The following is a 15,534-nucleotide window of genomic DNA, read 5'->3' on the forward strand; positions in this document are numbered from 1 at the left end:
CAGGCTCTCCCTATTTCATGGTCGGCATGATGAAATCGGCACTCAGCTGCTTGGGCCAGCGGGCGGTAACGGCTTTGCGCCGGGTGTAGAAGCGAACTCCATCCGGGCCGTGCATATGCAGTGGGCCAAACAGCGAGCGTTTCCAACCGCCGAAACTGTGAAATGCCATGGGCACAGGGATAGGCACATTGACCCCCACCATGCCGACTTGCACCGAGTGGCAAAAGTCGCGCGCCAGCTCGCCGCTCTGGGTAAAGATGGCGGTGCCGTTGCCGAACTCATGTTGATTGATAAGAGCCAGCGCCGAGTCATAGTCGGCTACCCTGACTATGCAAAGCACTGGGCCGAAGATCTCTTCCCGGTAAATCTGCATCTCAGGGGTTACGCCATCGAACAGGGTCGCACCGAGAAAGAAACCTTCGCTGTCTGCCAAGGTATTGCGGCCATCGACCAGGCAAACTGCGCCCTGCTGTATACCGCTGTCTATATAGCTGCAGACCTTGTCCAGATGCGCGCGGGAGATAAGCGGCCCCATTTCCATACCCGGCTCCAGGCCGTTACCTACCTTGAGCGCGGCTATCTTGGGTTGCAGTTTTTCTATCAGGGCATCGGCCACATCAGCAACCGCCAGTACCACGGAAATTGCCATACAGCGCTCGCCGGCAGAGCCATAGGCCGCGCCCATCAGGGCGTTGCTGGCCAGTTCCAGATCGGCATCAGGCATCAGCAGCATGTGGTTCTTGGCGCCGCCGAGTGCCTGTACCCGCTTGCCGTGGACCGATGCCTTACTGTAGATATACTCGGCCACAGGCGTAGAACCGACAAAGGAGATGGCCTGAACATTCTGATGGCAGAGCAGAGTATCTACCGCCAGCTTGTCGCCGTTGATGACATTGAAAACCCCATCCGGCAGTCCGGCCTGGGTCAGCAGCTCGGCAATTCTGAGTACCGGCGCCGGATTCTTTTCCGATGGCTTCATCACAAAGGTATTGCCGCAGGCGATGGCAATCGGGAACATCCACATGGGAACCATCACAGGGAAATTGAACGGCGAAATGCCAGCAACCACCCCGAGCGGTTGATTGATGCTCCAGGCATCGACGCCAGTGCCAACCTGTTCAGTATGTTCCCCCTTGAGAAGATGGGGAATGCCGCAGGCAAACTCCACCACTTCCAGCCCTCGAACCAACTCGCCCCTGGCATCCTCAAGCACTTTGCCGTGTTGCAGGCAGATAAGTTCGGCCAGCTCATCCATGTGGGCTTCTACCAGGGCTTTGAAGCGAAACAGCACCCGCGCCCGGTTAAGGGGCGATACCTTTGACCAAGCGTTAAAAGCCTGCTTGGCCGAGTCTATCGCCCGTTCTGTATCTGCCTTAGAGGCGAGGGCGACTCTGGCTTGCTCTTCGCCGCTGGCCGGGTTGAAAATGGGCAGTGAAGCCTGAGCCTGGCTGCCATCTGTCTCATGTCCATCTATATAGTGGCTGTAAATACGCATAACTATCCTGTGTGCTTCAGTCGACGGTTTGGATGGCGTCGGCCAGGGTGGAAATCAGTTGATCTATTTGGGACTCTTCCACTATCAGTGGTGGTGAGAGGGCTATGATGTCGGCGGTGGCCCGTACCAGCGCACCTTGCCAGAAACAGCGCTCGAAAATCTGATAGCCGCGTTTGCCAACACCTTGCGGGCTGGGGGCCAGCTGAATGCCACCCACCAGGCCGGTATTGCGAATATCGATGACATTGGGCAGCCCCTTGAGACTGTGCAGCGCCTGCTCAAAGTAGGGCGCCATCGTTGTAGTGCGCTCAAACAGCTTTTCGTCACGGTAGATATCCAGGGTGGCCAGTGCCGCCGCGGCCGCAACCGGATGCCCTGAATAGGTATAGCCGTGAAAGAACTCGATCATCGTCTCAGGGCCCTGCATACAGGCATCGTGAATCGCTTGCTGCACAAACACCGCGCCCATAGGGATGGCGCCATTGTTGAGCGCCTTGGCCGTGGTCATTATGTCCGGAGTCACATCCCAGTGGTTGCTGGCAAAAGCGCCGCCCACCCGGCCAAAACCTGTGATTACCTCATCGAATATCAGCAAGATGCCGTATTTTTGAGTGATCTCCCGAAGGCGCTTGAGATAGCCCTTGGGAGGCAATATTACCCCGGCCGAACCTGACATGGGCTCGACGATAACGGCGGCGATATTCTCTGCGCCATGCAGGGCAATCAGCCCCTCGAGCGCCTCGGCCTTGTCGGCGCCATGCTCGGGCAAGCCGCGGCTGAAGGCGTTGGCTTCCATATCCAGAGTGTGGGGCAGGTGATCGACGCCGCCGAGGAGCTGCGGGCTGAAACCTTTGCGGTTATTGCCAATTCCGCCCACCGAAATACCGCCAAACCCCACGCCGTGATAGCCCAGCTCACGGCCGATAAAACGGCTGCGGCTCGGCTCGCCATTGGCTCTGTGGTAACACAGCGCCAGCTTGAGTGCGGTGTCGACCGACTCTGAGCCCGAGTTGGTAAAGAAGATACGGTTCATGCCGGGCGGGGCGATTTCACTGAGGCGCTCGGCCAACTCGAATGCCAACGGATGACCCATCTGAAAGCTGGGGGCATAGTCCATTTCGCGGATCTGACGGCTGACCGCCTCACTGATCTCCGCCCGGCCATGGCCGGCATTACAGCACCAAAGACCTGCGGTGCCGTCCAGCACCTGACGGCCATCGACATCCCGGTAATACATGCCTTCGGCCGAAGCCAGTAGCCTGGGAGTTTGCTTGAATTGACGGTTGGCACTGAAAGGCATCCAGTAATGCTCGAGATTGCCCTGTGTTTTCGCCTGTTGTTTTAGCTCTGCCATAAGCATTAACCTTAGTGTTGCGGGCTTGTTAATGGTGATTGATATTTCGCTATGCTATGTCAGAAATAATGAACATGGAAGGCCTGTGTGCAATTATTTATGCCAAAAAATCTATTTTTGTAAAATATATTGAATTTATGCCGTGCTCGAGGCTAATCTGGAGCGACCCGAATAACTCGCGATGGCTGCACGAGTTGGCCGCGATAGGCCTACTGAGGTAGTGGAATGCCCGCTTGCAAGCAGATGAGAGGATTTATGAGTACACCGCAAACCCGTCAGCAATGGCAGCAGTTGGCCGCGCAATTGCAGATCTGTGGCCAGGCCTTTATCCATGGAGAGTATTGTGCAGCCGTATCCGGCGAGACCTTCGATTGCATCAGCCCTGTGGATGGCAACAAGCTTGCCGCCGTAGCCAGTTGCGATCTGGCCGATGCCGAGGCAGCGGTGGCCAGTGCCAGAGCCAGTTTTGAATCCGGAGTCTGGTCGCGAATGGCGCCGGTAGAGCGCAAAAAGGTGATGATACGCTTTGCCGATTTGCTGGAGGCGCATAGCGATGAACTGGCCTTGCTGGAAACCCTGGATATGGGCAAGCCAATCCGTTTTTCCAAGTCGGTGGATGTGACCAATGCCGCCAGGGCCTTGCGTTGGTCCGGCGAAGCGGTTGACAAGATTTACGACGAAATAGCGCCCACCGCTGACAATGAAATCGGCATGATCACCCGTGAGCCTGTCGGGGTAGTGGCCGCGATTGTGCCGTGGAACTTCCCCCTGCTGATGGCCTGCTGGAAACTGGGGCCGGCGCTGGCCAGCGGTAACTCTGTTATCCTCAAACCCTCGGAAAAATCCCCTTTGACGGCGATTCGTATGGCTGCCATTGCCTTGGAAGCCGGGATCCCGCCCGGAGTGCTCAATGTATTGCCCGGTTTTGGTCATACAGTTGGCAAGGCGCTGGCGCTGCATATGGATGTCGATACCCTGGTGTTTACCGGCTCCACCAAGATAGCCAAGCAACTGATGGTCTACGCCGGTCAGTCCAATATGAAACGTGTGTGGTTGGAGGCCGGTGGCAAGAGCCCCCACATAGTCTTTAACGATTGCCCGGATCTCAAGGCGGCGGCGCAGGCGGCAGCTTCGGCCATCGCCTTCAACCAGGGTGAAGTTTGCACCGCAGGTTCGCGCCTGCTGGTGGAGTCCGGGGTCAAGGAGCAACTGATAGCGCTCATTATCGACGAACTCAAATCCTGGCAGCCGGGGCATCCGCTGGATCCGGATACCGTCAGTGGCGCCGTGGTGGATCAGCAGCAGCTGCAGACTATTCTCGGTTATATCGAGGCGGGTAAGCAGCAAGGCGCTGTGCTGGCCTGTGGCGGCGAGCAACTCATGGCTGAAACCGGTGGCGTTTATGTGGCGCCGACCCTGTTCCGTGAAGTGAATAACCAGATGAGTATCGCCCGCGAGGAGATCTTCGGCCCTGTATTGAGTGTGATTGAATTTGAGGGAATGGAGCAGGCGATAGCCATAGGCAACGATAGCATCTATGGCTTGGCGGCCGGTGTGTGGACAGCGGATCTCAGCAAGGCCCACAGAACCGCCAAGGCGCTGAGAAGCGGCATGGTGTGGATCAATCATTATGACGGCGGCGATATGACGGCGCCTTTCGGTGGTTATAAGCAGTCGGGTAACGGCCGAGATAAGTCGCTGCATGCTTTTGATAAATACACAGAAATTAAGGCAACCTGGATAGCCATTTAATCGGTTTGCTGTCATAGACAATCCCCCTGCCTTGCGGGGGGATTGTCGCTAAGGAAGGTACGAACAAGTCCCATGCGTGCTCTGCGTCGGCTTACAAGCCTGGATGCAAGGCGTGGTTCGCAGCAAATGGCCCTAGTCCTTTGCAAGAAGCACAACACAGCAGGCAGGCTTGTAAGCCACGCCCTTCGGGGCTTGCACAGCAATCGGCTCTCTGCGTTATCCGACTTCGACAAGCCCCGGCATGCCTTCAGTCAGATGCCTTGAACGCCAATTGCTGTGTAAGCCAGAGTGCCGCGAGGACTTATTCGCACCTTCCTTAAGTTCAGGGCTTGAGATGTTCACGCACAGGTTCAAACAGCGCATCGAGCAACACTTGAGTGTGGTTATCTTCGACTCGCAGCTCCAGCCAACCGTCGCTGCCGAGAATTTCAAGCTGCCTGCACACGAGTTTCGGCGGTGAGACTTGCAGTTCCCCTTTGAGGCGAAAAATCCCCAGCGGAGTATGAATGCGGCTGATATCGAAGGGAGTATTCACGACTGCCACAACGCTTTTGCTGTACTTACTTTCAAAATGGCTCCCTACTCAACATACACTCGTCTTCAAAACAGGCCTTTTCAAGACAAGCCTTGTTCAGAATAGATCCTTGAATCTATGGTACAGCATGCCTGCCGCCAGAATGGGCGAGCGCAGCGCCGGGCCACCCGGGAAGGTCATATGCTCTATTGAGGCAAAGATATCGAAGCGCTCAGCCTGCTGACTGATAGCTTCTGCCAGCAGACGACCCGCCATATGGGTGGCATTGACGCCATGCCCGGCATAGGCCTGGGCGAAATAGATGTTGGGGCTATCCGGCAACCTGCCTATCTGCGGCATACGATTGGCGCCTATCCCTATCATGCCACCCCACTGATAATCTATTTTCACGCCCTTGAGCGCCGGGAAGACTCTTTCCATATTGGGCCTGAGCGCGGCGCAAATGTCCTTGGGATCTCTGCCCGAGTAGTTGCACAGTCCGCCAAATAACAGGCGGTTGTCGGCCGACAGATGAAAATAGTCCAGTGCTATGCTCATATCGGCGAAGGCCATATTTTGCGGAATAATGTCAGCGCAGAGTGCTTGCGATAGGGGCTCGGTCGCTAGCAGATAACTGCCGGCCGGTAGCACCTTGCCGCCGATATGAGGTTCGAGTTTGGCACCTATATAGGCATTGCCGGCCAAAATCAGATAGCGGCAACGGACTTCACCTCTCTCAGTCCTGACCCGTATCTGCTCGCCCTTGATGATTTCGGTGGCGGCGCTGTCTTCATAGATGTTAACCCCCAGGCTTCGGGCTGCACGGGCCTCGCCGAGGGCCAGATTCAAAGGGTGCAGATGGCCGCTGCCCATGTCGCTGAGCGCGCCGAGATAACGCTCAGAGCCTATGACTTCCGGCAACTGCTCCTTGGATAACAGCTTGAGTTTATGTGGGTAGCCAAGTTGCTCAAGCTCGGTAAGCTCCTGCTCAAGCTCCTGCATATGTCTTGGTTTCAGCGCCAGATCGCAGTAGCCCCAGCGCAGATCGCAATCGATTTGGTATTGCGCGATCCGTTCCCGGACGATATCGACGGCTTCAAAACCCATCTGCTTGATAGCCAGTACACCTTCTTTACCTATACTGGGCTCAAACTGTTCAATATTATGGCCAATACCGCGGATCAACTCCCCGCCATTACGCCCTGAGGCGCCCCAGCCCACTTTTTTGGCTTCCAGTATGGTGACTGCAAAGCCTCGTTCAGCCAGTTCTATGGCACTGTTGAGGCCGCTGAAGCCTGCGCCTATAACGCAGACATCTGTTTCCAAGGACTCTTCCAGCCTGGGATGCTGAAACAATTCTTTGGCGGTCGCATGGTAAAAAGAGGCGGGATAGTTGTCACTGTGAATGGGGGACTGGATTGGCATCATGGCTCCGTTCTTGTTATAAGTTTGGGCTCGGCTGGTTACATCCGACGGTCGTCGCACTCTTGCCTTCAAAGTGTTCGTTTTATTTAACATGCTTTTGTCATATAATACAAAACAATTTCACCGGGACCCTGGTTGCCCTTGTGCAGAAGCCGCTGCCGACCGTGTCCTGTAACCGCCTGATAAGAGATTTTTGGGGGATTTGCGATTTGGATATAGGTGCCAGCCTCAAGGCTGTTAGAAAGATGAAAGGCCTGTCCCAGCGTGAGCTGGCTAAACGCGCCGGGGTGACCAACAGCACCATCTCTATGATAGAGAAAAACAGTGTCAGCCCTTCAGTCAGTTCACTCAAGAAAGTGCTTTCGGGGATCCCCATGTCGCTGGTGGAGTTTTTCTCCATAGGTGAAAACGGCACTACCGAGCAAAAAGTGGTGTATCGCTCCAATGAGCTTTTGGACATAGGCACTGGGCCACTGGAGTTCAAGCTTATTGGTCGGGATTACCCCAACCGAGCCATGTCTGTGATGTCGGAGACTTATCCCCCGGGAGCCGATACGGGGGAAGAGATGCTGCGCCACGAAGGGGAAGAAGCGGCGCTGGTGATCACCGGTCGCTTTGAACTGACGGTCGGTGAAGAGGTGTTTATTCTGGAGGCCGGTGACAGCTACTATTTCAATAGCGAACAACCACACAGGTTCCGCAATCCTTTCGATGAACCCTGTCATCTGGTCAGTGCCACCACTCCTGCCAACTTTTGATCTTCCATTTCCTCTGCTGATTGCGATTTGCTGCCCGTAAATTCACTTCGGGCAGCATATTTGCCTGAAAGTGTAAATAATATCGACCGTATAACCCCGTGTGCACCGAATTGGTGCCCGCTGAACCAGTGTGATGCAAAGCCAATTTTTTGCCTTGTTCAAGCTTGTTTACACCTATCTCAAATACAAGGGATTTTTAAATATTCATTTAAAAATAAAAGCTTAAATAATTTTAGTTTGAGGCTGCGTTTAACAGGATATTAACCTCTTGCCTGTGCGAAAAAATCCGTGTAGTGTGTGAAAAAATGAACATTTGCTTTAGTGAATGTTCAAAACTGAGACCTGGATTTGAGTGTTTTGGGGTGAGATATGGCACAGGCAGCAATGGCGTTGGTGGGTGTAACCGCATGCAATGAGCAGTTGGGGCTGCATCCTTTCAATATTGTTGGCGAGAAATACCTCTTGGGCGTGGTCGAAGGTGCCGGAGCCTGGCCCCTGGTGATCCCGGCATTGGGGGCCGATACCCCGATAGCACAACTGCTCGAACGTCTGGACGGCATATTGTTTACCGGCTCCCCCTCCAATGTTGAACCTCATCATTACCAAGGCCCGGCCAGCGAGCCGGGCACCCACCATGATCCCAAGCGGGATGACACTACCTTGCCTTTAATTCGCGCTGCCATAGAGGCCGGAGTGCCGGTACTCGGGATCTGCCGCGGCTTTCAGGAAATGAATGTGGCTTACGGCGGCAGTTTGCACCAGAAGCTCTATGAAGTGGGTGGTTTTATTGAACACAGAGAAGACAAGAGCGCGCCGCTGGAGGTGCAGTATGGCTTGTCCCACGAGGTCAGCATAGAACCTGGAGGGATGCTTTTCGACGCCTGGGGCCGTAGCCATGCGATGGTTAATTCCGTCCATACTCAGGGCGTGGAGCGCCTGGGTCAGGGGTTGCGGCCTGAAGCGCATGCTCCAGATGGTCTGATTGAAGCCTTCTCTGTCACCGACGCCAAGGCATTCGCCTTGGGAGTGCAGTGGCATCCGGAATGGCAGGTCAGAAATAACCCCTTCTACAGCGCAATTTTTAAGGCCTTTGGGGAGGCTTGCAGTCTTAGGGCGCAACAGCGGAATAAATAATATGAATAAGCTTGAAGCCTTCTTAAAAGAACAAAAAATAACCGAAGTTGAATGTGTTATCTGCGATATGACAGGTATCGCCCGCGGTAAAATTGCCCCGGTAGACAAGTTTATCGATGAAAAGGGCATGCGGCTGCCCGAGAGTGTGCTGCTGCAAACCGTGACCGGCGATTATGTCGATGATGAGGCCTACTATGGCCTGCTCAACAGCGCCGATATCGACTTTGTCTGCGTGCCCGATGAAAACGCGGTCTTTATGTTGCCCTGGACCCTGGAGGCCACGGCTCAGGTGATCCACGATACCTATGACAAGATGGGCAATCCGCTGGAGCTGTCGCCGCGCAACGTATTGAAAAAAGTGCTCAAGCTCTATGAAGACAAGGGCTGGGAGCCTGTGATTGCCCCCGAGATGGAGTTTTATCTCACCAGTCGCAGTGACGATCCCGATCTGCCACTCAAGCCCCCGGTTGGTCGTTCCGGCCGAGCCGAATCCGGACGTCAGTCCTTCTCCATCGATGCCGCCAATGAGTATGACCCCCTGTTTGAGGATATGTACGACTGGTGTGAGGCGCAGGAGCTGGATATCGATACCCTGATCCACGAGGAAGGCACGGCGCAGATGGAGATCAACTTCAGCCACGGCAATCCACTGGCGCTGGCGGATCAGGTGTTTGTGTTCAAACGCACCCTGAGGGAGGCTGCCCTCAAGCACGGCGTCTGCGCCACCTTTATGGCCAAGCCTGTGACCAATGAGCCTGGCAGCGCCATGCACCTGCATCAGAGCGTTATCGACAAGGAAACCGGCAAGAATATCTTCACCCGCGAAGACGGTACCATGAGCCAGAACTTTCTCAGTTATATCGGCGGGCTGCAGCGCTTTATGCCGGAATTTCTGCCGCTGATGGCGCCCAACGTCAACTCATTCCGCCGCTTCCTGCCGGGCACCTCGGCACCGGTCAATCTGGAGTGGGGCGAGGAGAATCGCACCTGTGGCCTGAGGATCCCCGAGTCTTCACCGCAAAACCGCCGCATTGAAAACCGCATCCCGGGGGCCGATGCCAACGCCTATCTGGCCATTGCCGCCAGCTTGTTGTGCGGCTATTTGGGAATAGTTGAAGACGTGAAGCCTTCGACGCCGGTGCAGGGCCGGGCCAACGAAGACCGCTCGGGGATCTCTTTGCCGCAGACGCTGGAAGAGGCAATGGCCATGATGGAAGAGAGCCAATATTGCCGTAAATATCTGGGGGAAGATTTCACCACAGGTTTTGTCGCGGTCAAGCGCGCCGAGCTTGAGAATTTTCGCCGGGTGGTGAGTTCCTGGGAGCGGGAATTCCTGCTGCTGACTGTCTAAGGAGGGAGAGATGAAATCACAACAGACCCAAAGCTGGCAGGCCAAGGACCATGCCCACCACTTGCATCCATTTACCGATCCCAAGGCGTTGAAACAGGCAGGCGGGCGGGTGATTACCCGCGCCGATGGTGTCTATATCTGGGATTCACAGGGCAATCAAATTCTCGATGGCATGGCCGGACTCTGGTGCGTCAACATGGGCTATGGCCTGCGTTCCATCGCCGATGTGGCGGCACATCAGTTGCTGGAATTGCCTTACTACAACAGCTTCTTTCAGTGCAGCCACCCGCCGGCGATTGAACTGGCCGCCGAGATAGCCGCGCTGGCACCACCTCATATGAACAAGGTGTTCTTCACCGGCTCTGGCTCAGAGGCCAATGACACCAACTTGCGCCTGGTGCGTCATTACTGGGACATCCAGGGCAAGCCGGAGAAGAAAACCATTATCTCGCGCTACAATGCCTATCACGGTTCCACAGTTGCCGGTGCCAGTCTTGGTGGCATGAGTGGTATGCATGCCCAGGGCGATTTGCCCATTCCCGGCATAGTCCACATCGCCCAACCTTACTGGTATGGCGAAGGCCAGGAACTGTCTGCCGAAGAGTTTGGCATTCGCTGCGCCCGCGAGCTTGAAAGCAAGATCCTCGAGCTGGGTGAAGACAAGGTGGCGGCCTTTATTGCCGAGCCTATTCAGGGCGCCGGCGGCGTGATAGTCCCGCCGGACAGCTATTGGCCGGAGATCAAAAAGATCCTCGCCAAGTACGACATATTGTTCATCCTCGATGAAGTGATCACCGGCTTTGGCCGCACCGGCTGTTACTTTGCCGCCGAGTATTACGATCTTGCGCCGGATCTTATCACCATAGCCAAGGGGATGACTTCGGGCTACGCCCCCATGGGCGGAGTGATAGTGTCGGATAAAGTCGCCGATGCGCTGGATAAGGGCGGTGAATTTGCTCACGGCTACACTTATTCGGGCCATCCACTCAGTGCCGCTGTGGCACTGGAAAACTTACGCCTGATGAAGCAGGAAAACATAGTCGCCAAAGTGGCCGAGGAAACCGCGCCTTATCTGCAGCAGCGGCTGCGGGAAGTCTTGGCCCAGCATCCGCTGGTGGGTGAGGTGCGCGGCGTTGGCATGGTGGCCGCGCTGGAACTGGTCGCAGATAAGGCGAGTCATCAGCGCTTTGCTGCCGAGCTAGGGGTAGGCACTCAGTGCCGGGAGCATTCCATCGCCAGTGGCTTGGTGATGCGGGCGGTGGGAGACACTATGATCATCGCGCCACCCCTGGTGATAACCCAGGCTCAAATCGATGAATTGGTAACAAAGGCGAAACAAGCGCTCGATATGACCTACGCAAGCGTACGAAAATTGAACGACTAAGATTGCCTGCCATTGGCGGTAAGGGCATGATATACCTTGCTGCCAAGGCGCCGATGCGGGTTTTAGGGAGTAGCATTGGTGACACTAATAACAATGACAATAAGTTAACAATTGAAGGCGGGTTACAACCGCTGCTACCCGTAAAAGGAGAGAGCATGAAGCTATTGACCAAAGTAACGTCTGTGGCACTGTTGGGAGGTCTTGCGGCCGCTGCCACGGCCCAGGCCGAAGAAGTCGTCCGGGTGTATAACTGGAGTGACTATATCGCCGAAGATACCCTGGCCAACTTCCAGAAGGAAACCGGGATCCGGGTGATCTATGACGTGTTTGACAGCAACGAAGTAGTTGAAGCCAAACTGCTTTCCGGCCGCTCCGGTTATGACATTGTCGTGCCTTCGAACAACTTTCTTGCCAAGCAGATCAAGGCCGGGGCCTTTAAGCCTCTGGATAAAAGCAAGCTGAGCAACTATCAGAATCTGGATCCCCAGTTGATGAAACAGCTGGAGAAGGCCGATCCGGGCAATCAGTATGCCGTGCCTTACCTCTGGGGCACCAACGGTATAGGCTATAACGTCGCCAAGGTAAAAGAGCTGCTGGGAGAGGATGCTCCCACAGATTCGCTCGAACTGATGTTCAACCCCAAGTATGCCGAGAAGCTGTCATCCTGCGGCATGTCCATGCTGGACTCGGCCGATGATATGGTGCCGCAAGCGCTGATCTATCTGGGATTGGATCCCAACAGTACCAAGGCGTCCGACTTTGACAAGGCCGGTGAAGTGCTGGCCAAGATACGGCCTTATATCACCTATTTCCACTCATCGCGTTATATCTCGGATCTGGCCAATGGTGATATCTGTGTCGCCTTCGGTTTCTCCGGCGATATCCTCCAGGCGGCTACTCGCGCCGATGAGGCAGGTAACGGCAACAAGATTGCCTATGCCATTCCCAAGGAAGGCGCCAACCTGTGGTTCGATATGTTGGCTATTCCTGCCGACGCCGGCAATGTCGACAATGCGCTGACCTTTATCAACTACCTGCTCAGGCCGGAAGTGATAGCCCCCATCTCCAACTATGTTTCCTACGCCAACCCCAATGTACCGGCACAGAAACTGGTGGATGAGTCTATCCGCAACGATCCCGGCATCTATCCACCACAGGCAACTTTGGACAACCTGTATGTGGGGGAAATTCGTCCACTCAAGGCCCAGCGGGCCCTGACCCGGGTTTGGACCAAGGTTAAATCCGGCCAATAACAATAACTCAGGGGCCAGGTGCCCCTTCATTGTCTGATTGCGTAGTACAGGCAAACTTTACTCGTTCCACCAGCGGCGGCCGCTGAGCCGCCCATTTGGTATTTTGCGGAGAAGTATTATGGCAATCACCTCGGGCATTCCTGTCAAACCCAATAATAAAACCCAGGATGAAGTGCTGCTCAAAATCGAGCGGGTCAGCAAGCTCTTTGACGATGTTCGCGCCGTGGATGATGTGTCGCTGACCATCAACAAGGGCGAGATCTTTGCTTTGCTCGGCGGCTCAGGCTCAGGCAAGTCGACTCTTTTGAGAATGTTGGCCGGTTTTGAAAAGCCTACCGAAGGACGCATTTTTCTCGATGGTCAGGACATTACCCACCTGCCGCCCTATGAACGCCCCATCAATATGATGTTCCAATCCTACGCCCTGTTTCCCCATATGACGGTGGCGCAGAATATCGCCTTCGGCCTCAAGCAGGACAAGTTACCCAAGGCTGAAATCGAGCAGCGGGTGCAGGAGATGCTCAAGCTGGTGCATATGGAAAAATATGCCCGCCGCAAGCCGCATCAACTTTCCGGCGGTCAGCGCCAGCGGGTGGCGTTGGCCCGTTCTTTGGCCAAGCGGCCGAAACTCCTGTTGCTGGACGAGCCCATGGGAGCGCTGGATAAAAAACTGCGGACCCAGATGCAGCTTGAAGTGGTGGAAATTCTCGAGCGGGTGGGGGTGACCTGCGTCATGGTTACCCATGATCAGGAAGAAGCCATGACCATGGCCGAGCGGATTGCCATCATGAGCGATGGCTGGATAGCCCAGACCGGCTCGCCTATGGATATCTATGAAAGCCCCAACAGCCGGATGATTGCCGAGTTTATCGGCACAGTGAATCTGTTTGAGGGGGAGATCACCGCCGATGAGGTGGACCATGTGATCATTCAATCAGAGAGCCTGAACCAGGCGTTTTACGTGGGTTATGGGGTGTCTACCAGTGTCGAGGACAAGCATGTCTGGTTGGCGGTCAGGCCAGAAAAAACCCTGATAAGCCGTGAGCAGCCCGAAGAGCAATATAACTGGGCCAAGGGCATAGTTCACGATATCGCCTATCTCGGTGGTTTCTCCGTGTATTACATTCGCCTTGGCAATGGTCAGATAGTCCAGTGCAGCATGACCAACCGTGAACGCCGCGCCGATCACCCCACCTGGGATGATGAAGTCTATATCAGCTGGGAGGACACCAGTGGCGTGGTGTTAAGATCATGAAGAAGCTCAAGTTAGGATTCAAAGGCCGCCACCTGACCATAGGCTTTCCCTATCTGTGGTTGCTGCTGTTTTTCGCGCTGCCGTTCGCCATAGTATTGAAGATAAGCTTTTCCACCGCGGCGATTGCCATTCCGCCCTATGAGCCAAGTTTTCAGTATGCCGACGAAGTGCTGCAGGTATTTATCAACCTGAGTAACTATCTGTTGCTGCTCAGCGACTCCATGTACTACTCGGCCTATCTCAACTCGCTCAAGATGGCGCTGGTTTCCACCCTAGGCTGTCTGCTGCTGGGGTATCCCATGGCCTATGCCATTGCCCGGGCGCCGGCCAGGTTGCAGACAGTGCTGCTATTGTTGGTGATGTTACCCTCCTGGACCTCATTTCTTATTCGGGTCTACGCCTGGATGGGGATTTTGAGTAACACAGGGCTTATCAATAACCTGCTGCTGGGGCTTGGGATTGTTGATGAGCCGCTGCAGATGCTCAATACCAATCTGGCGGTGTATATCGGCATCATCTATGCGTATCTGCCCTTTATGATACTGCCGCTGTACGCCACCTTGGTGAAGCTGGATGTCAGCCTGCTGGAAGCCGCGGCGGATCTCGGCTCCCGCAGTCTCAATACCTTCTGGAAAGTGACGCTGCCCCTGTCCAAGAGCGGCGTTATTGCCGGTTCCATGCTGGTGTTTATTCCGGCCGTGGGGGAGTTTGTGATCCCCGAGCTGCTCGGCGGTCCGGACTCGCTGATGATAGGTAAGGTGCTGTGGCAGGAGTTCTTCAACAACCGTGACTGGCCGGTGGCTTCATCGCTGGCGATAGTGATGCTGGTGCTGCTGATTGTGCCCATCACCCTGTTCCATCGCTATCAGAGCCGCAGTCTGGAGAAAGAGATATGAAGAAGCTGAGTTTCTCGACCCTGATGTTATGGATTGGGCTGGTGTTTCTGTATGCCCCCATGTTTATTCTGATTTTCTACTCTTTCAACGCCTCCAAACTGGTAACTGTCTGGGGTGGCTTTTCCGCCAAGTGGTACGCCGAGCTGTTTGCCGATCAGCAGATACTGGATGCGGTCTGGACCAGTTTGCAAATCGCCTTCTACAGTTCGACCATGGCGGTGATCATAGGCACTATGGCGGCCTTTGTGATGACACGCTTTCGTCGCTCCTGGGCCAAGCTGACGCTGTCGAACATGATTACGGCGCCCTTGGTTATGCCCGAGGTGATCACGGGTCTGTCGCTGATGTTGCTGTTTGTGCATATGTCGGATCTGCTCGGCTGGCCGGCTGAGAGGGGCAGGATGACAGTCTGGATTGCTCACTCCACCTTCTGCGCCGCCTATGTGGCCGTGGTGGTGTCATCGCGCCTCAGGGAGTTGGATCTCTCTATTGAAGAGGCGGCGATGGATCTGGGGGCGACACCGCTGAAGACCTTCTTCCTGATAACTGTGCCCATGATAGCCCCGGCGCTGATGGCGGGTTGGCTGTTGTCGTTCAGCCTGTCGCTGGACGACCTGGTGATTGCCAGCTTCGCCTCGGGGCCTGGCGCCACTACACTGCCTATGGTGGTGTTCTCCTCGGTGCGGCTCGGGGTGTCCCCCAAGATCAACGCCCTGGCGACACTGATCATTCTGGTGGTATCCCTGATCGCTTTCCTGTCCTGGTATCTGGCGCGCCGAGCCGAACGCCGCAGCAGACAAACAGAGGAATAACAATTAGGCGGTTGGCTGTGACAGCCACCGCCGCTATTTTCTTTATGTGTTTTAAATTTTGAACAAAGTGTGTTTTATAATGTGTTTTCTACTGGTTTTAGTCGATTTAACTGTGTAGGATTATGCAAGTGTTAAAAATAACAAACATAAA

13 protein-coding genes are annotated in these 15,534 nt (G+C 55.0%); 9 read left to right on the top strand and 4 right to left on the bottom strand.

From position 1 onward, the window contains the following. Window positions 1–10: 10 nt before the first annotated feature. Together HCX89_RS20440 and HCX89_RS20445 are read right to left on the bottom strand one after the other, a co-directional pair. Window positions 11–1,495, bottom strand: coding sequence for a CoA-acylating methylmalonate-semialdehyde dehydrogenase (locus HCX89_RS20440; RefSeq protein WP_167717216.1), 1,485 nt, complete (start codon window positions 1,493–1,495; stop codon window positions 11–13). 16 nt (window positions 1,496–1,511) lie between these two features. Continuing rightward, window positions 1,512–2,849 carry an aspartate aminotransferase family protein gene (locus HCX89_RS20445; protein ID WP_107353239.1) on the bottom strand — a complete coding sequence of 446 codons (1,338 nt, stop codon included), beginning with the start codon at window positions 2,847–2,849 and terminating at the stop codon, window positions 1,512–1,514. 255 nt (window positions 2,850–3,104) lie between these two features. Between HCX89_RS20445 and HCX89_RS20450 the strand changes: the two genes are divergently transcribed. Next, window positions 3,105–4,601 (top strand): aldehyde dehydrogenase, encoded by a 1,497-nt coding sequence (locus HCX89_RS20450; protein ID WP_044733901.1) that lies wholly within the window; start codon window positions 3,105–3,107, stop codon window positions 4,599–4,601. 322 nt (window positions 4,602–4,923) lie between these two features. On the opposite strand, the gene HCX89_RS20455 is transcribed toward HCX89_RS20450, so the two are convergent. Both HCX89_RS20455 and HCX89_RS20460 read right to left on the bottom strand, forming a co-directional pair. Beyond that, the gene (locus tag HCX89_RS20455) at window positions 4,924–5,145 is read right to left on the bottom strand and encodes a hypothetical protein (protein ID WP_071238081.1); all 222 of its coding nucleotides are present in this window, start codon (window positions 5,143–5,145) and stop codon (window positions 4,924–4,926) included. Window positions 5,146–5,232: 87 nt separating this feature from the next. Beyond that, a complete protein-coding gene (locus HCX89_RS20460) occupies window positions 5,233–6,540 on the bottom strand; it encodes an FAD-binding oxidoreductase (protein WP_167717225.1) in 1,308 nt (435 codons plus the stop codon). Between the two features lie 209 nt (window positions 6,541–6,749). On the opposite strand from HCX89_RS20460, the gene HCX89_RS20465 reads away from it, so the two are divergent. From HCX89_RS20465 to HCX89_RS20500, 8 genes are all read left to right on the top strand, one after another. After that, entirely contained in the window at window positions 6,750–7,298 is a 549-nt protein-coding gene (locus HCX89_RS20465) for a cupin domain-containing protein (protein WP_028780691.1), read from the top strand. A gap of 369 nt (window positions 7,299–7,667) precedes the next feature. After that, window positions 7,668–8,432, top strand: a complete 765-nt coding sequence (locus HCX89_RS20470) for a gamma-glutamyl-gamma-aminobutyrate hydrolase family protein (RefSeq protein ID WP_028780690.1) — start codon at window positions 7,668–7,670, stop codon at window positions 8,430–8,432. 1 nt (window position 8,433) lies between these two features. Further along, window positions 8,434–9,783, top strand: a complete 1,350-nt coding sequence (locus HCX89_RS20475; RefSeq protein ID WP_028780689.1) for a glutamine synthetase family protein — start codon at window positions 8,434–8,436, stop codon at window positions 9,781–9,783. A gap of 10 nt (window positions 9,784–9,793) precedes the next feature. Continuing rightward, window positions 9,794–11,167 (top strand): aspartate aminotransferase family protein, encoded by a 1,374-nt coding sequence (locus HCX89_RS20480; protein WP_167717218.1) that lies wholly within the window; start codon window positions 9,794–9,796, stop codon window positions 11,165–11,167. A gap of 155 nt (window positions 11,168–11,322) precedes the next feature. Continuing rightward, a complete protein-coding gene (locus HCX89_RS20485) occupies window positions 11,323–12,420 on the top strand; it encodes a polyamine ABC transporter substrate-binding protein (RefSeq protein WP_025009893.1) in 1,098 nt (365 codons plus the stop codon). Between the two features lie 118 nt (window positions 12,421–12,538). After that, on the top strand, window positions 12,539–13,675 hold the full coding sequence (potA, locus tag HCX89_RS20490) for a polyamine ABC transporter ATP-binding protein (protein ID WP_025009894.1): 1,137 nt from the start codon (window positions 12,539–12,541) through the stop codon (window positions 13,673–13,675). Beyond that, window positions 13,672–14,571 carry an ABC transporter permease subunit gene (locus HCX89_RS20495; RefSeq protein ID WP_037436682.1) on the top strand — a complete coding sequence of 300 codons (900 nt, stop codon included), beginning with the start codon at window positions 13,672–13,674 and terminating at the stop codon, window positions 14,569–14,571. Before potA ends, HCX89_RS20495 begins: the two co-directional genes overlap by 4 nt. Continuing rightward, on the top strand, window positions 14,568–15,383 hold the full coding sequence (locus HCX89_RS20500; RefSeq protein ID WP_025009896.1) for an ABC transporter permease subunit: 816 nt from the start codon (window positions 14,568–14,570) through the stop codon (window positions 15,381–15,383). Before HCX89_RS20495 ends, HCX89_RS20500 begins: the two co-directional genes overlap by 4 nt. The last annotated feature ends 151 nt before the right edge of the window (window positions 15,384–15,534 follow it).

Origin of the sequence: Shewanella sp. Iso12, assembly GCF_012030025.1 — a bacterium.
GTDB lineage: Bacteria > Pseudomonadota > Gammaproteobacteria > Enterobacterales > Shewanellaceae > Shewanella > Shewanella algae.